Raw genomic sequence first — 16,457 nt, 5'->3', positions numbered from 1 at the left:
TACATGTAAAAAGTGACGCTTGAAAAAAGTTTGGAAGCGTTTTTTTGGGAAGATATTTTACGGAATTGTCCTCTTAAAACAATCATTCATTCACCCTTTTTTAGGGTTTCTGAATGATTTAAAAGGAGAGCAAAGATGGATTTTGACTTAATTATCTATGATTGTATCAAGCTCTTTGATTTTGTCAAGTGCTTTAAGGGAGGAAGCTTTCGCATTGTCACTCAAGCCTTCACTAAAATGTAAGACATTTTCAAGCAACACACAAATACCTAAAAAGATGGTTTTGGTACAAATATCTCGAAGATAACTTAGAAGAATAGGCGTAGGGAGGTTATGTGTAGAGTAGATGTAAGTGCGTTCATCACTGAGGTCTAAAAACTCTATTTTATCCTCTTTAAAACCACTCATAGCATCAACGACAACAATAATATCGGGCGTATAATCACGCAAAGCTGCGAACTGGTCTTCAGGTGTATCGTAACCAAAAAAGACTTTCCATTGGGGCAATTGTTCTTCTACCAATTGCCCAACAGCGATAGCAACGCCATCATCACCTCTTAGTTCATTTCCAACACAGAGTAGTGCTTTTTTCAACCGTTTTCTCCTTACCCTTAAGTGTTTTGGAAATCTTTTCTAAGGACCAAATACCCTGCTTTTAAGTCTGAGAGTATCTTTTTAAAAGGGCATTCTATCATTTCAGGTAAAAGCTGTACAGCATGTTCTGGAAAGATTTCTATTTCAAAATACTTACTTAAGTTCCCAAGTTTGCGTTTGAGATATTCATTTCCCGTGCTGAGCATCTGTTCAAACTCGCATTCGTTGATTTCTAAGACTTTCTCACTAAAGTCAATTGTGCCAACACCATGACCTATACAGGTAGAGAAAATTTTGATCTGATCAAGTGTGACATTACCAGACTTTGCCCCATCAAGATGTTTTTGAACGAGTTTGTAAACTTCTACCATTATTGCCCCCATTCGACTCTGTGGAGGCTGATTTTATCTTCCTCATCACAGGGAATATATTGGGTATAAACCTCGTTATGTAAAATGCCTAGACACTCCGCATAGCGTGGATCAGCTTCTGTACTCATAGCTTCAGTAATAGCTATTTTAGTGGCTTTTGTGTCTTTAACATTACCACTTTTAACAAGAGCTGTAAGGTATTTATCATAGAGTTTTCGTCCAAATACATAGCTCATGAGTCTTTTGGCATGTACGAGCAAATCTCTTTCAAAAAGTGTATTGCCAATGACAGAATCTTTCACCAATGGCGGCATTTCGCTATCGTGCTCAAAACTCACTTTTTGGAGTCTTTGTTCCATCACGCCAAGAGCGGTTGTAAGTCCATAGATGATGCTTGCAGGATGAGGAGGGCACCCTGGAATATAAACATCAACAGGAATAATTTTATCGATGCCACTGAGTACACTGTAAGCATCATAAAAGATACCACCCGTTGCGCCACAAGCACCAAGAGCCACAACAATTTTAGGATCAGGGGCTGCTTCATAAGCGCGTAGTAACGGATAGTACATCTGACGTGTCACGGGACCTGTACAGAGTAAAATATCAGCATGGCGAGGATTGGCAACGAGTTTGAAACCAAATCGTTCTGGATCCCACATTGGTGTAATAGCCGCAAAAATTTCAATTTCACAACCATTACAACTTCCGCAGTCTATGCGATAAACGCTAAAACTGCGTCCAATATGTTTGAGGAGTTCGAGCTTTTGCTCCAATGAGTTGGCATCCGTAATTTCTTGTGGTACAACATATGTTTTCATTCTATCACCATCTCTTTACCACTCGTAAAGTTTGATACAGTGGCGTTTTTTTTACATGTAGGGCAAATACTTAGATAATTTTTAGACTCTTCAAGCCTCTTTTCGCCTAAATTGGCTTTGCTTAAACACTCGTAACCATATTTAATCAGCCTTTTTGCCGCAAAGGGTTTATGACACTCGGTGCAATACTGCGTATCAAGCTCCCCTCTTTGGATAAGAGCGGATTTGTCAAATTTGACGGCAAGTTCAAACTCTTCGCTGAGTCTAATGGCGCCAGTTGGGCAGACTTCATCGCATCTACCGCAAAAGATACATCGTCCGCAATCAAACTCCCATACTAATTTTGTTTGATCTTTGTTAAACTGAACTGTAATGGCATTAGAGGGACACGCTATACCGCATGCCGCACAACCAATGCAAAGATCAAAGACATAAGCGGGTTTTCCACGAAAATTTGCCGCAACTTTATAGGGTTCAAATGGATATTTATGGGTGGTATTACCGTATTTTTCGGTAATATCAAGAAGTTTCATCATCTTAAATCCTTCATCGGACTATTTTTAAGTGTCCTCGAAAATTCTTTTAAATCTTTGTTTGTTAAAATTTTGCTCTTTTTACTCTTAATGTCTACAACCGTGACACGCTCTGTACATGAATAGCAAGGATCAAGGCTACAAACAATCAGTGCAGCATCAGCAATTGTGTTTCCACGGAACTGAAAACGAAGGCTTGGCCAGTTGTTGTAAGTAGCTGCACGGCATCTCCATCTAAAGACTTTTTGAGCACTTCCTTGCATGATCCAGTGGACATTTTCACCTCTTGGAGCTTCCACATAGGCTAAAGCGAAGTCTTCAGGTTTAACGTGGAATTTTGGATCAACGATAATTGCCGTTTGAGGCATCAGCTCAAAACATTGGCGGATGATAGAGACAGAGCTTTTAAGTTCCATATAACGAACCATTTCTCTTGCGAAAACATCACCACCTTCAACAACGGCAACATCAAATTCAATCTGTTTGAAAAAGTCGTAGGGGTGATCATAACGTGTATCGCGTTTAATACCACTGCCTCTGATGTTAGGCCCAACAGCAGAGAAATCACGAGCGACTTGTTTATCAAGCACGCCCACGCCTTGCCATCGTTTGATTTGGCGTTTGTCTTCCATCACGGCATCCCATACTTCATCCACTTGCGTATCGATGATTTGTAAGATGCGTAAACTCTCTTTGATCTCAATACCCGTCATATCACGTCTGAGACCTCCCATAACAACGTTACCATAGGTTTTTCGTCCACCTGTAACAAGTTCTGCAAGTTTCATAGAGTATTCACGAATTCTAAAGATGTGCATAAATGCGGTGTAGTTACCGGTGACTTCGCACGCAAGTCCAATATTTAAAAGATGACTGTGGAGTCTCTCAATTTCAGAACAGATGATACGAATAGCTTGCGCACGTGCAGGAATTTCTAAATTAATCGCTTTTTCTGCCGCTTCGATACATGCAATTGCATGAGCATAGCCACAAATACCACAAACCCTCTCTGCTAAATAGCCCATTTGATCGTAGTTCATACGATTTTCTGCAAGCTTTTCCATACCTCTGTGTTGGTAAAAAAGTCGATAATCGGCATCAACAATGGTATCACCATCACAAAAAAGTCTAAAATGTCCAGGCTCATCTGCCGTTACATGTAAAGGTCCAAGAGGCACATCGATAATGCCTGTACCTTCAGGTCTTAAGAACTCATATTCAGGTTCATTGTAGTGCTCTTTCATATCGGGACGGTAACGATAGTCCATCGCATCTTTACGAAGGGGAAAGAGATCATCAGGCCAATCATCGCTGAGCACCAAGCGTCTTTTATCAGGTAACCCTTCTGCAACAAGCCCAAACATATCGTAAGCTTCTCTTTCATACCAAACACAGGCAGGTACAAAAGGTGTAACCGATGGGTAGGTGAGATTATCTGGAGAGATAAGCACTTTAACGGTGACAAAACATTTTTCATCTTGTGCTATTTCATCACCTTCAAACATTTTGCCACCCTCCATGGAGAGAGCATAGTAGAGAGCATAATGTTTATTGATACTGCGCTCATCATTGGCAATCATCGTTGAAAGGTATCCACCCATATCGTAATAAAGAAAGCGAACTGCCTCTGGAAGATCATTGAGCTCAACCAAAGCGGTGACTTGATCTTCACATTGTCTTGTAACTTCTAAAATTTTAATTTTTGTAGCCAGAGCTTCTATAAATTTATCGCATTTCATGGTGAGTCCTATTTTTTCATTATAGTTTTAACGCTCTCATCAAGGAGAACCGTGAACGAATCAAACTGCCATATGCCGAATGCTACAATCAAAATAGCCAAGGCAATCAGTGGAATGTTTTCGCTGAACTTCATCTCGCTGTTATGGACTACTTTGCCTTCGACCTTGCCAAATGATGCAAGGAAAAAGTGTGAAAAGTCAGCGATAAAGATGATAGCTAAAGCGACAGCAAAAATACCCATTAAGAGATACGAACCATTGATTGCTGCAGCTTTAAAGATTAAAAATTCACTCACAAAAATTGCAAATCCAGGCACACCAACTAGTGAACAGATAGCAATGCCGAATAATACAGCCGTTAAAGGGGCAATATGGATCATGCCACCCATTTTGGTCATATCTTTGGTACCGTAGATCTTAGCAATATTTCCTGTTGAACAAAAGGCTAATGCTTTTGTAAAGGAGTGTGCGGCACAGTGAAATAGTGCAGCAAAAAGCCCAATAGCACCACCAACACCAAGGCCGAAGGCAATGACACCCATGTGAGCGATGGAGTGATAGGCAAACATTCTTTTGACGTTGTGTTGTCGAATAAGGAAAAAAGATGATATAAAAAGAGTCAATGTTCCGCTGATGATCATGACAGACTGTACAAAATCAAAACCCACACCATTGGCGACAATGGCATAGTAGCGAATAAGCCCTAGCATAGCACATTTAAGCAGTACGCCTGAGAGGAGGGCAGATGTAGGTGCGGGTCCTTCGGCGTGGACATCGGGTAGCCATGTATGCGTAGGTGCAAGCCCTGCTTTCGTTCCAAAGCCAATCAATGCAAAGATAAAGACAAGTTTCAAAGCCATGCTGTCTAAATTGCCTGCATTGGCTATAAGATTGGTGTAGAGCATTGCATCACCATCAATTTTACCGTTTGCTGCAGAGTAAAGTAAAATGGTTGCATAAAGGGCAAATGCTAGACCGATGCTGCATAAAACGATGTATTTATAACCACTCTCGGTAGATTTTTGATCTTTTTTAACAGATACAAGAAAAACTGAAGCGAGGGTGGTTGCCTCAATGGCTGCCCACATAAAGGCGATGTTGTTGCACACAACGCTTAAACTCATTGTCCATGTAAAAATGAAACTAAGCGCAAAGTAGTTTTTGACCTCTTTTAAACTGACGTGCCCATCTTCTAATTCCCACTTCATATAGGTGGTGGCATAGATATTGACCAATAAGCCAGTAATAGCAATCAACGATAAAAAGATGGCTCCAAGAGAGTCCAAGAAAATAAAGTTATCAAAGGCTGAAAGTTCAGCTCCATGAACGACTTTGCTTACAGCACTGAGTAACAGTGATGAGACAATCAAGCTCAAAAGGATATGGAAGCTTTGTAAGAGCTTGAAATGAAGTGGCATAACAAACATTACGACACCACACACAAAAGGTATGATTAGTATCAACAAAAGAATATCCATTTTATCCCCTTAAATTTACAGCTTTAGATGTGTCGAGACTATCATATGAGGCGTAAAATCGTTTCGCCAAAATACTCATAATCACAACAGCAAAAATAGCATCGGTTAAGATACCAATCTCGACAAGCTCATGTGAGTTATATGCCATAAGCGCTAGGCTTAGATGGATACCATTTTCAAAAAGGCAATAGGCAAGAATCTGTTTTAAAAATGAATTTCTCAAAATAAAGCCAAAAATACCTATCATAAAGATAAATGAAGCGGCAAAGAGTGGCAACGCATCTTTGAAAATTGAGAAATGAACAAAAACCTTGTAAAACATCATTGAAACAGCCAGTGAAAAGCTAAGCGCTATAACAGGCGATATAAAAAAGCCACCTACGGGTTCATCTTCATTGATAATACTAAGCTTATTCACAAGCTTAAGTAAAAAAAGTGGTACAAAAACGACTTTCATCAAAAAGGCTGTAAATGCCCAAAGGAGTAACTCATGAGCGCCATATTTGAAGTGTAAAAGCAAAAATACAATCACTAAAAGCAATGTTTGCAGTGCATACGCATAAATACTAAGTTTGTATTTTCGCAGACCAAATACCATTAAACTTGTTCCCATCATCAAAACGGTGATGACATCAATAAAATTTATCATTTCATACCCCAATAATATAAAGCATTAGTGCTATACAAGCAATACTGAATGGAAAAAGCATGGTTCGCTTCATTCCTTTGTTCATTGTAAATCGTGGTCCAAAGTTGTCGATAAAAACAGCAAAAACATAAAGCACACCAATCTCAGCGAGGAAAAGGAGTAAAGACAATAGAGGATTCTCAAAACTCCAAGGCTCAAAGAGCATTAGGAAAAATCCTAACATTGAAAATTGCTTCAACATTAAAGCCACATCGATAATAGCAAGATCTTTACCACAGTATTCGCCCAAAACACCTTCTTGAAGCTCTTGTTCGGCTTCAGCTAAGTCATAAGGTTTTCTGCCTGTTTCAACATACATGACCCAAAGGAAAGCGGTTGAAGCGATGGCATAGGAAGGAACTAGATAACCGTAGTTACCCTCACTGAGACTTACGATAGAAGCGATATGTGGTAAACTCGAACTACCTGCCCCTAACATGACAACAATAAGGCAGATAATCGATACTGCTTCGCTGTAAAAACCGATGGTTGCCTCTCTGCTTGAACCCACACCCGCAAAAGGGTTTGCAGTATCAAAGCCGGCAATAATAAACATAAATCGATACAGTGCTCCAAGATAGATAAGAACAAAAATATCCGAAAACTGAGCAAAAACAGCGTCACTTCCGTAGGTAATTGGTAAGGCACAGAACATTGCTGCTGTTGTTGCAAACATCAGATAAGGTGCAATTTGATAGATAAAACTTGCACTGTGTGACTTTGTTCGTCCACGCTTGATAAGTTTCAAAAGATCACGATAGGTTTGAAAAATGCTCGGTCCTATCCTAGATTGAAATTTCGCCCTTAGCTTTCTAGCCATGCCATCAAAGAGTGGAGCGACCAGTATAGCTGCTATAAGTTGTAAAAGTAGGTAAAAAAAGCTCATTGTGTCCTCACAGATAGTAAGATGCAAAAATCAACACTAAACAGAGATAAACCAAGATATATCCCGCATAAAAATTCGTTCGACCATTTTGAAAAATGCCTATTTTCTCGGCAATTAACATAATCAATCGAATAACTGGCTCATAGAGTTTGTCCCAAAAGAAATCGTGTACTTTTTTCGTATAGACGACTTTTGAAAAATACCCATCCATCTTCATTTCACTCTCGTATCTTAAAATAAAACTAAGCGCTTTACGAATGTCTCCTGTAAACGAGTTTGCCCCAATTTGCATATTTTTGTTGTAGATAAAACCACATGCCCAAGGATCTGTAATACGTGTTGTCGTATTGTTTGATTTTAAAAGATAGAGTAAAACAAATGGGACAATAGCACAGAGTAACATCACAAGGACAATGGTAGGCATTGAGATAAATTCATTTTGATTGACGTTTGAGACAGGTATAAAGGTTAGAACAATTTTAGATAAAACATTAATGACGTCACTCATAAAGACACCAAGTCCCACACAAAAACTTGCTAAGAGGCACAAGGGTAGTAGCATAACACCGGAAACTTCTTTGGCGCCTTCAAAGCTTTTGGCATCGCGCGGGAGTCCCAAAAAGACAGCTCCATATACTTTAGCAAACGCCATGACAGCAAGTGCACCGCCAACACCGAGTGCGATTATGGCAATAACAAAGAGAAATCGCGCCATAACGCCTTGTTCCATACCACCTAAAAGCATCGTTTTATAGGTAATCCATTCACTAGCAAAGCCATTAAGTGGAGGAAGTGCACAAATGGCAAGTGCTGCCACGAAAAAGATAATCGAAGTAATAGGCATCTTTTTGTGAAGACCACCAAGTTCGTCCATATCTCTTGTAAGAGTTGCGGTATAAATATTACCACTCAACATAAAGAGTAATGATTTAAAAACTGCGTGATTTAAGATATGAAAGAGCGCTGCAACAAAACCAAGTAAGGCAATCGAAGGTATATGTGCTCCAAGGCCGTAAAAGGCTCCTCCAAGTCCTAAAAAGATGATGCCAACATTTTCACAAGAACTATATGCAATAGATGCTTTATAGTCATTGGAAATTGCAGCATACAGTACACCAAAGACGCAACTAAGTGCACCAAAAAGCAGTAAAATATAGCCAAATTGAACAAGCTGTGGAAGAAGAAGTGAAAATTTGATAAAGGCAAAAAGTGCTACTTTGATCATAACGCCACTCATCAATGCAGAGAGGCATTAGAGGGAGATTGGCAATATGCTAGCGGTAACCAGACATGGAAAGGAAACATACCTGCTTTAGAGCCAAAACCAATAAGTAGTAAGATAAAGAGGGTAAGACTCATACCAAAACCAATGTTTAGTTCATCAAATTTACTAAATTCAAAACTACCTGCAAAACTTGCCATGATGATAAGGGCAACCATTAAACAGAATGCTCCAATTTGAGCAATTCCCAAATAAATCATCACGTTTTTAGAGGCACCCTTCCCATCGTTAACTAAAATTAAAAGTGCAGAGATGAGTGTCATTAGTTCCCATAAAAGCATAAAAGAGAAAACGCCATCACTGGCAACAACAAGAAGCATGGAGAGAATAAAAGCATTAAAGAGTGAAGCAAAAACGGCTAAATTCGCCTTTTTCTCATAGAATTTCACATAGTCAAAGCTAAAAAGTGAAACGGCAAATGCAATTAAACTAATCAAAAAGCTAAAGAGCATGCCTAATGAGTCAAGCCTAAAAACAGGCATACTAATAAAATTCCCCGGCAATTTCCAGATCAATGTTTCATTGAGACTGGAAAAGAAAAATATCGCTGCATAAAGCGAAACGACACTCGCCAAACCAAAGCCTATTTTTTGGGCAAGAAGTGGTTTTTTATAGAGTAGAATGGAAAGAAGGGATGTTAAAAAAAAGAGCGTGTATATGGTTTGCATTATGCTTCCTCTTTGTTGGTTTCTAAAGTTTCAGCGGGAGCGGGTTTGGGTTCTTTGGGTTTTTTAATTTCCGGAGCCGGAATATTTGTAAATGTAACATCAGGCACGATAGCTTTTAGAAAAGGCGTCATATCGCCTTTGACTTTTTTGCCAAATTTACACTCACCCAAAACTGGATCTACCATGACTAATGCACCTGTCGGACAGGCACTAACACATGCTGGGCCACTTTCTATGCCATCACACATATCACATTTGATAGCAATGCTTTTAAGCCCACTGATACAACCAGCTTCCAAGTGTCGCTCTACTTCCTCTATAATAGAAGGAGGAAATTCTGCGTCAATGTTGATTGCTCCATAAGGGCAGGCAATCGTGCAGAGCTTACAGCCGATACAGATTTCCTCACAAAGCTCAACACATGAATTAGCAATACGAAGGGCACCCGTTGGACAAACATTAGCACATGGGGCATCATCGCATTGGCGACATTGGTTGGGCATTTTACCGCTCTCTAACGAGAGAACATCAAGTCTTTTCTTGGAGAGTTTCCCACGTGCATAGGCATTTTTAACGCATGTTTTCATGCAGGCGTTACAAGCAATGCAGAGGTCAGAGTTTGTAATAACGAATTTATGAACTTTAGACATAGACTATCCTCTATGGTTTGTTTAGTAGAATTAATAGACTAGTATAGACTTATTTGCAACATCGACTCTTTTCATGCCAAAATTATATATAAACTTTATAGCATGAATATAGCTTAATATAAAAATTTATATTTTGCTTTATATTTCAACTTTCACCCTCTACTAATGATGCTCTTATCCTTGTAAAAGTTTTATTTTATTGGTATGGGTTACTCTCTTTAAATTAAGTATGTTTTGAATACTTGAAATTTTAATTGCAGCAAAAAGTACCCAGTCATTTTGAATTATTCATGAGAAATAAATTTTGGAGCAAGCTACTTAAAGTGACTTTTTTCGACTATTGAAAAAGAGTATCGCGCATAGCATATAACTATTAATTTTTTCAAGGGCTGTGAAAAAAGTTTAATGTTGTCATATGCAAATAAAGAGGAGAAATGCTATATTTTATTGAAAATTGTTTAGGCATAAAGTTATTCATAGAAATAATCAATTTTAGTTCTGAATTTCTAATTTTCAAGGGTTTATTCATGTTAAAATAATTATGTTTAATTTGACTCTGCATTTCATACCCTGTAAGTGAAAATTTTTATCAATTCATTTTTTATAACATTGATTTCTTCTATCACAGGGGATATCGTATCTGCTGGTGACGATCCATTCATGTCCGCTTCTCTAACGGCATCACTAAAGGTAATAAATCCTAGATGGGTAAATTCTTTAAGTTGTGTTTGAATAAAGTTTAGGTCTTGTGCATCTTTAATTTTACTAGCAACAATAAAAACTCTTTTGATACCAATATCTTGAGCCAAAGCATTAATTTGATGAGCCGTTTGAATACTTCTTTGTCCTGGTTCAACAACAACAATCAGTGCGTCAACAGATTCTGCTGTACCTCTTCCAAGATGTTCAATTCCTGCTTCCATATCCATAATAACGACTTCATCGTTTTGGATTAAAAGATGTTGCATGAGGCGTTTAATTAAAGCATTTTCTGCACAAACACATCCCCCTCCACCTAATTCAATGGTTCCCATAGTTAAAAGTTTAACCCCTAAATGTTCTAAACAATATGCTTCTGGTAAGTCATCTACTTTAGGATTAAGGATGAAAAAAGAACCATATCCATCTTCAGCACCCGTTCGTTCACGTGCTAATGATTTCATTTTTGAAAAGGGAATAAGTTTTTTAGATTTTTCCAAAGGTATACCAATGGCAGAAGCAAGATTTGCATCTGGATCAGCATCAACTGCGAAGACCTTCTTGCCATCTTTTGCAAATAATCGTGCCAACGTACCTGCTAATGTTGTTTTACCAACGCCACCTTTACCTGTGATTGCTATTTTCATATGCATCTCCTTATTAAAAATTATGTGTGGGGGCTTCCCCCCACGATTTATATGCCTAGTTTTTGGCGCCTTTTTTGAATCTCTGTATAAAGTTTATTGGCAGCTTCAATAGGATCGACTTCGACAATAAATTTTCCACCAAGAGTTTCTTCTATTCCTTGTGTTAAAAAGCTGGTCACAAAAGGTGAGCCAATAATCTGAGGTACAATACCAATATGAACAGGCAATCCTAAAACAGTCGCCCAAGTGCCGATGATTTGTGCTTTCTCAGACATAAGCTCTGGCGCAGAAACACATACCGGAAGTGAATCTAAATCAACACCCAGTGTATTGGCTATTTCATTTGCAAGTCTCACTGCTCGTGTGTTATCAACACATGAACCCATATTAAGTACTAGCGGTAGTGGACCGCCAATTCCCGCAGCTTGACCGATGGCAGTTAAAACTGTTTTAAGTCCATCACCTGCATAATCTTCTGTCGCTTGTTGTGTCATAAAGCCAAATTTTGCCAATGCCCCTGCTGCACATCCTGTGGCAAGCACTAAAACATTTCTCTTTGCCAACTCTTTGGTCATCGTAATGTAGTTGTAATCATGAACGACTCTCGTGTTGTTACAGCCACCAAAAAGAACCACCCCTTGAATATTTCCATTGACAATGTTATCAATTAATGGCTTGATGGGATTTTCTTTATCAACCATCTGTAATGCTGCAATAATAGCTTCATAACTAAATCCACCAATGGCTTTTTGCGTATTGGTTGGGATATCGACTTTATTAGGATCACGCCTACTGTAGGCATCAAGAGCAAGCTGTACAATTTTACGAGCACCTTCTATCGCTGTTTCTGGGTGAAAAGAAATATGTGTTGCTCCTGCCATTTTGTTATCATCCAAAGTACTAATGACAACGGTATGGTAGTTATTGGCTGTCTCAACGACTGCTGGCATGATGCATTGGGTATCTACAATCATTGCTTCAACTGCACCAGTAATAATCGTAAGCTCTTGAGAAAGATAATTTGCTGCCAATGGAATACCATGGCGCATCATAAGCTCATTTCCTGTACAGCATACTCCTACGATATTAATTCCCTCAGAAGCGCCTAGTCGTTTTGCCTCATCATTCATAGTAGCGGCAACATCACAAACGATCTCACATAAAAGTGGATTGTGCCCATGAAGTGCTATATTGATGGCATCCTTTTTAAGTACACTTAAATTGGCTGTTGTCATGGTAGGTTGCGGTGTACCAAATAAAATATCGGAAAGTTCGGTTCCCATGGCCATTGTAGAAACATCGGCTATTGCAACCCTTGCTCCTGCTAACAGAAGATTGAGTGGATCAGATTCAGATCCAACGTGGGTTCTTGCAAGGCCATTAACAACAACACTATCTAAATTTTGAGGCATGATGCCTAATGCTTCAAATTTTGCTTTACGCAGTGGATTGATAACAGCATTGAGCCATCTAAACTCACCATGGAATCGTGCGAAATCTTCTAAAGAGACAGAAGCAACTTCTTTGGCTATTTCTGTGATAGATCGACCTTCCGTGTCGATTTTTAAACGTTTTGCAACATCTAAGAGTTTATGTTCATCTTTAATCGCATAAGCAGGTGCCTCATTTTCTGAAAGTGCATAAAGCGTATGTGCAATATGTCGTGCATGCTCAGTATGGGCACTTGCACCAACGCAAAGACTGCGTAAAAGATTGCGTGCGACTATGGTATCTGCATCTGCACCACAAATACCTTTTTTAGGCCCATTTCCTAGAGGATCTATTCGACAAGGACCTTTCCAACAGACACGACAGCATAAACCTGTCTCTCCAAATCCGCATTGAGGTTGCATTGCATCATAGCGATCCCATGCGGTTTCAACTTTATCCAGTTCTGCTTTAAAAATCATTTTTTGTGCGGATATATCAACGGTTTTAATTCGAGGTGTTTCCAACATGCATACTCCTTTTTAAGTATTAATAGCCACGTAAACTAAGGGATTTTATTCTGTAACTGTTATCACGAGTGATTATAATGGCATCTGTGGGGCATGCTTCAACACACGCTGAGTGTAGAGAACCATCTACATCTATTCGATCAAAACAAAGATCACATTTGAATGCTTTGAGCTTTTTGCGTTTCTTTTTACCATCTGTTGGTTCTTCTTGGGGGATTTCAACCATAGTAATGGAATCATAAGTGCATGCTTTAAAACACAATTTGCATCCAATACATTTTTCTTCATCAATTTTAATAACCCCAACAGCCTCACGCGTCATGCAATTACTTTTACACGCATCCAAACAAGGTGCTTCACATTGTACGCATTGAGCTGTAGTGGTTTGATTTTTGATGGCGATTACTTTATTGCGGGGGATAAGCACAACACCTGCAAGCACAGCACTGTTAAAATCATACGATGAATGAGACATAGCACAGGCTAGCTCACAACTATGACATCCCATGCAGCGCTCTGGGTCTGTGTAGATAAATATATTATCAACAACATCACTCACGAGAACTCCTTTTTCATAAGATTTGCCAAAATAGTTTGGCTGACATGTGAAAAGATTACTTCATGAGAGTTGCAGAAAGGTTGCAGTAAAAATTTTTTGGATTAGATGTGTAAAATTATTTCAAAAAGAATACCATCTTGCACATTAGTAGCTCTAAGTTCTCCTTGATGATGTTCTTCTATAATGACTTTTGACATATAAAGTCCTAGTCCTGTCCCATTTTTTTCAAGTTTAGTTGAAAAATAAGGTTCAAAAATTTTAGGAAGAAATTCATCTAAAATACCTCCACCGTTATCTTCAATTTTAATACTATAAGTAGAGTCATTTTTTTGGGTCGAAATGATAATACACGGCTGTGAAGTCTTTTTTTCTATAAAATTGTCTTCACTATTTTTAAGGATGTTTAAAATGACTTGAACAAGCTCATTTTGATAGACTTTTATGGGGTTGTTGCATTCGTAGTATTTGATAATTTTAATATTTTTACTTACTAATGAAGCTTCAATCATTTGTAAAGCTTTTTCGATGGGTGTTGTTAGAAGAACTAACTCTTTTTCGGTATTTTGTTTAAAAAAGGTTCTAAAATCATCTATGGTTGTGGAAAGAAAATAGACATACTCTTCAATACTAGCGAGTTTTCTATTCAAAGCACTCAAAAAAAGAAACTTTTCATTGTTTTTTTCAAGATTGTATTTTTCACTTTGAATTTTAATAAAAGTTGTAGCACTGCCGATAGCTCCTAATGGTTGCCTCCATTGGTGTGCAATCATACTCATCATTTCTCCCATTTGCGCCAAACGAGATTGTTCCATCATTTGTTTTTCTTTTTTAATATTACTTTCAATCGTTTCAATCATAGTGTTGAAATTTTTTGAAAGCTCTCCTATCTCATCGTTTGATTTGATAGAAGAACGTACGCTGTAATCTCCCTTTGTTGCACTGTTTGCCATCTCAGAGAGTATTGAGATGGGGTGTAAAAGTTTTTTAAAAAAGATATAACTAATAATCAGAGCAATGATAAGAACAATAATTCCTAAAGAGGCGACAATTCTTTGTAATTTATGAGACATAATCTCAAGTTCTTCAACGTACGCTGTTGTAGCAACATACCACTGTAGTTTTGGTATATAATCAATCCAGAGGACTTTTTTATAGATGTAATGTTCTTGATCTTCTGATTTGTTCCAGTCAAAATAAAGTATTTTTGAGTCGTGTGCCGTTTGGGTAAAGCTATCGTATAAATTCTTGTGCGTATTTGGATTGTAAATGCTTTTAAGATTATTATTTAACATCTGAGTGTCTTGAGCAACAATCACGTGACCTTGCCTATCAAAAATAAAAGATTGTCCAACATTGACCCTATTAGGCGATTTAATGATGGTGTTGAGCTTTTCAAAGAGTTCATGCTTTTTCTGATCAATAACATGGGAAATTTCATCAATAGGTTCAGCCACCCCAATATAGAGGTTCCATGGTTGGAACCATTTTAGGTAGACTAATGTTTCTGAATTACCAATATGGCGCCCAAATACCTCTTTTTTTTCTTTAGCATCTTTGGAAAGCTGTGTTAGGAAAACTTTATCGCGTAAAAAAGATGGAGATTTTTGTGTTTTATTTAATGAAAGAGCAAGCAGATTTGTATCTTGATTAATAATAAAAAAATAACCATTATTTGGGTATTCAAAACCATTTATTTGACTATATGCGCGTTTTTTGGCTTTGTTTTCATCTATCTTCTGTGCGCTCTTTTTCGCATGATAATCTTCAAAAATATATAAAGGGAACAAGGATGCATTTTGCAACATTCTCTGACGTGAGGTAATTGCTTCATTTTCAAATTCCTCTAAATATTGATAGGCAAGTTCACTGATAGAAATAATTTTATTGAGTACTTCTTCTATATTGATTTTCTCAAGTTGAATTATTTTGTTGTTAATTTTAGGGAAAGAATGAAATAAAACGGCACCGATATAGCTTGAAATTAAAATAGCCATGAGAAGCATTGTTTTTTGAAGTATTTTAGATTTTATCATTCTTTTACCTTTGTCTTGGATTGACTAATACACTAATCTGTATCCCAACCCATATACATTTTCAATAATAGACGTTGGTAATTTTTTACGTAGCCTTGAGATAATTGATTTAAGGGTTTCTATACATGCTAAGTGAGGTTCATCACCCCATAATGTATCAAAAATTTCTTGTAGAGTTGAGATCTTTGTGTGATTTTTAATAAAAATTTGCATTAAAAGCGTTTCATTTTTAGTGAGTTTTATCGCCATATCCTTTTCGTACAATACACTTGTTTGTTTATTCCATAAAAGCGTAGTACCTAAATGTACGTGAGATGTTTCTATTTCCTTGCTATATGAGCGTAACACCTTAGAAGCACTTTTGTGAAAGACATTTAAAATAGTGTCATAGTTATTCGGTTTGAGCAGAAATTGCTCTATACCTAAATTGACAAGTTCTAAGAGATATTGGGGTTCATTGTGTGCAGAAATCACAATAATGGTTTGCATAGGATTATGTTCATAAATTTTTTGAATAAGCTCAATGCCATTCATGTTTGGCATATTAATATCTGTGACAACTATATCAAAGAATGAGCCAGTTTTTTTGAAAGAATTGATCGTATTCTATATAACCTATTTCGCCATCTGTCGCTGTAACAACCTCTTCAAAAAGCTCTTTAAAAACTTCACTACTTTCCTCTAAAAACGAAGAATCATCTTCAATATACAAAAGTGACATAGTATGTGTCAGTAAATACACCGTATGAAAATCTATCATCACTTGTGCTCCAATCCAATTTCAACTATCGTGAACAATTAAATCGCTAGGTTAACTTTGAAAATACTATATCAAGATTAAGGATATAATA

The 16,457-nt window shown here is 37.7% G+C and carries 17 protein-coding genes; all 17 read right to left on the bottom strand.

The features are described from left to right. Positions 1 to 147 precede the first annotated feature (147 nt). Positions 148 to 594, bottom strand: a complete 447-nt coding sequence (locus tag FA584_RS10165) for a hydrogenase 3 maturation endopeptidase HyCI (RefSeq protein ID WP_096047155.1) — start codon at positions 592 to 594, stop codon at positions 148 to 150. 17 nt (positions 595 to 611) lie between these two features. Then, a complete protein-coding gene (locus FA584_RS10160) occupies positions 612 to 965 on the bottom strand; it encodes a formate hydrogenlyase maturation HycH family protein (RefSeq protein ID WP_096047154.1) in 354 nt (117 codons plus the stop codon). Further along, positions 965 to 1,786 carry an NADH-quinone oxidoreductase subunit B family protein gene (locus FA584_RS10155; protein WP_087439120.1) on the bottom strand — a complete coding sequence of 274 codons (822 nt, stop codon included), beginning with the start codon at positions 1,784 to 1,786 and terminating at the stop codon, positions 965 to 967. The genes FA584_RS10160 and FA584_RS10155 overlap by 1 nt, the downstream gene beginning before the upstream one ends. After that, complete coding sequence (locus FA584_RS10150) at positions 1,783 to 2,322, bottom strand: formate hydrogenlyase complex iron-sulfur subunit (RefSeq protein WP_096047153.1); 540 nt, start codon at positions 2,320 to 2,322, stop codon at positions 1,783 to 1,785. Before FA584_RS10150 ends, FA584_RS10155 begins: the two co-directional genes overlap by 4 nt. After that, positions 2,319 to 4,058 carry a hydrogenase large subunit gene (locus FA584_RS10145; RefSeq protein ID WP_096047152.1) on the bottom strand — a complete coding sequence of 580 codons (1,740 nt, stop codon included), beginning with the start codon at positions 4,056 to 4,058 and terminating at the stop codon, positions 2,319 to 2,321. Before FA584_RS10145 ends, FA584_RS10150 begins: the two co-directional genes overlap by 4 nt. Before the next feature lie 8 nt (positions 4,059 to 4,066). Beyond that, entirely contained in the window at positions 4,067 to 5,536 is a 1,470-nt protein-coding gene (locus tag FA584_RS10140) for a proton-conducting transporter transmembrane domain-containing protein (protein ID WP_096047151.1), read from the bottom strand. A gap of 1 nt (position 5,537) precedes the next feature. Beyond that, positions 5,538 to 6,185, bottom strand: coding sequence for a hydrogenase 4 membrane subunit (gene hyfE / locus FA584_RS10135; RefSeq protein ID WP_096047150.1), 648 nt, complete (start codon positions 6,183 to 6,185; stop codon positions 5,538 to 5,540). Position 6,186: 1 nt separating this feature from the next. Next, the gene (locus FA584_RS10130; protein ID WP_167749372.1) at positions 6,187 to 7,110 is read right to left on the bottom strand and encodes a respiratory chain complex I subunit 1 family protein; all 924 of its coding nucleotides are present in this window, start codon (positions 7,108 to 7,110) and stop codon (positions 6,187 to 6,189) included. Positions 7,111 to 7,117: 7 nt separating this feature from the next. Further along, positions 7,118 to 8,335, bottom strand: a complete 1,218-nt coding sequence (locus FA584_RS10125) for a proton-conducting transporter transmembrane domain-containing protein (protein WP_256431166.1) — start codon at positions 8,333 to 8,335, stop codon at positions 7,118 to 7,120. Positions 8,336 to 8,346: 11 nt separating this feature from the next. Next, a complete protein-coding gene (locus FA584_RS14730) occupies positions 8,347 to 9,060 on the bottom strand; it encodes a proton-conducting transporter transmembrane domain-containing protein (RefSeq protein ID WP_256431165.1) in 714 nt (237 codons plus the stop codon). Further along, positions 9,060 to 9,710 carry a 4Fe-4S dicluster domain-containing protein gene (locus tag FA584_RS10120; RefSeq protein WP_087439114.1) on the bottom strand — a complete coding sequence of 217 codons (651 nt, stop codon included), beginning with the start codon at positions 9,708 to 9,710 and terminating at the stop codon, positions 9,060 to 9,062. The genes FA584_RS14730 and FA584_RS10120 overlap by 1 nt, the downstream gene beginning before the upstream one ends. Positions 9,711 to 10,273: 563 nt before the next feature. Beyond that, the gene (locus FA584_RS10115) at positions 10,274 to 11,056 is read right to left on the bottom strand and encodes an ATP-binding protein (protein WP_167749371.1); all 783 of its coding nucleotides are present in this window, start codon (positions 11,054 to 11,056) and stop codon (positions 10,274 to 10,276) included. A gap of 47 nt (positions 11,057 to 11,103) precedes the next feature. Further along, positions 11,104 to 13,014 (bottom strand): anaerobic carbon-monoxide dehydrogenase catalytic subunit, encoded by a 1,911-nt coding sequence (cooS, locus tag FA584_RS10110; RefSeq protein WP_167749370.1) that lies wholly within the window; start codon positions 13,012 to 13,014, stop codon positions 11,104 to 11,106. Between the two features lie 19 nt (positions 13,015 to 13,033). Next, positions 13,034 to 13,573 (bottom strand): 4Fe-4S binding protein, encoded by a 540-nt coding sequence (locus FA584_RS10105; protein WP_167749369.1) that lies wholly within the window; start codon positions 13,571 to 13,573, stop codon positions 13,034 to 13,036. 101 nt (positions 13,574 to 13,674) lie between these two features. Continuing rightward, on the bottom strand, positions 13,675 to 15,606 hold the full coding sequence (locus tag FA584_RS10100) for a sensor histidine kinase (RefSeq protein WP_167749368.1): 1,932 nt from the start codon (positions 15,604 to 15,606) through the stop codon (positions 13,675 to 13,677). Between the two features lie 24 nt (positions 15,607 to 15,630). Then, positions 15,631 to 16,149: a response regulator transcription factor gene (locus FA584_RS10095; RefSeq protein ID WP_191342048.1), complete on the bottom strand. Its 519-nt coding sequence runs from the start codon at positions 16,147 to 16,149 to the stop codon at positions 15,631 to 15,633. 22 nt (positions 16,150 to 16,171) lie between these two features. Next, on the bottom strand, positions 16,172 to 16,366 hold the full coding sequence (locus tag FA584_RS10090; protein ID WP_167749366.1) for a hypothetical protein: 195 nt from the start codon (positions 16,364 to 16,366) through the stop codon (positions 16,172 to 16,174). Positions 16,367 to 16,457: the final 91 nt, after the last annotated feature.

Source organism: Sulfurospirillum diekertiae (assembly GCF_011769985.2).
GTDB lineage: Bacteria > Campylobacterota > Campylobacteria > Campylobacterales > Sulfurospirillaceae > Sulfurospirillum > Sulfurospirillum diekertiae.
The sequence above is the reverse complement of the archived record's forward strand: the minus strand, read 5'-3'. Positions and strand labels throughout refer to the sequence as shown.

Bases quoted from the DNA above. Each gene is read 5' to 3' on its own strand.
- FA584_RS10160 (WP_096047154.1), bottom strand. From the start codon at position 965: ATGGTAGAAGTTTACAAACTCGTTCAAAAACATCTTGATGGGGCAAAG.
- FA584_RS10155 (WP_087439120.1), bottom strand. From the start codon at position 1,786: ATGAAAACATATGTTGTACCACAAGAAATTACGGATGCCAACTCATTG.
- FA584_RS10150 (WP_096047153.1), bottom strand. From the start codon at position 2,322: ATGATGAAACTTCTTGATATTACCGAAAAATACGGTAATACCACCCAT.
- FA584_RS10145 (WP_096047152.1), bottom strand. From the start codon at position 4,058: ATGAAATGCGATAAATTTATAGAAGCTCTGGCTACAAAAATTAAAATT.
- FA584_RS10140 (WP_096047151.1), bottom strand. From the start codon at position 5,536: ATGGATATTCTTTTGTTGATACTAATCATACCTTTTGTGTGTGGTGTC.
- hyfE (WP_096047150.1), bottom strand. From the start codon at position 6,185: ATGATAAATTTTATTGATGTCATCACCGTTTTGATGATGGGAACAAGT.
- FA584_RS10130 (WP_167749372.1), bottom strand. From the start codon at position 7,110: ATGAGCTTTTTTTACCTACTTTTACAACTTATAGCAGCTATACTGGTC.
- FA584_RS10125 (WP_256431166.1), bottom strand. From the start codon at position 8,335: ATGATCAAAGTAGCACTTTTTGCCTTTATCAAATTTTCACTTCTTCTT.
- FA584_RS14730 (WP_256431165.1), bottom strand. From the start codon at position 9,060: ATGCAAACCATATACACGCTCTTTTTTTTAACATCCCTTCTTTCCATT.
- FA584_RS10120 (WP_087439114.1), bottom strand. From the start codon at position 9,710: ATGTCTAAAGTTCATAAATTCGTTATTACAAACTCTGACCTCTGCATT.
- FA584_RS10115 (WP_167749371.1), bottom strand. From the start codon at position 11,056: ATGAAAATAGCAATCACAGGTAAAGGTGGCGTTGGTAAAACAACATTA.
- cooS (WP_167749370.1), bottom strand. From the start codon at position 13,014: ATGTTGGAAACACCTCGAATTAAAACCGTTGATATATCCGCACAAAAA.
- FA584_RS10100 (WP_167749368.1), bottom strand. From the start codon at position 15,606: ATGATAAAATCTAAAATACTTCAAAAAACAATGCTTCTCATGGCTATT.
- FA584_RS10095 (WP_191342048.1), bottom strand. From the start codon at position 16,149: ATGCCAAACATGAATGGCATTGAGCTTATTCAAAAAATTTATGAACAT.
- FA584_RS10090 (WP_167749366.1), bottom strand. From the start codon at position 16,366: ATGATAGATTTTCATACGGTGTATTTACTGACACATACTATGTCACTT.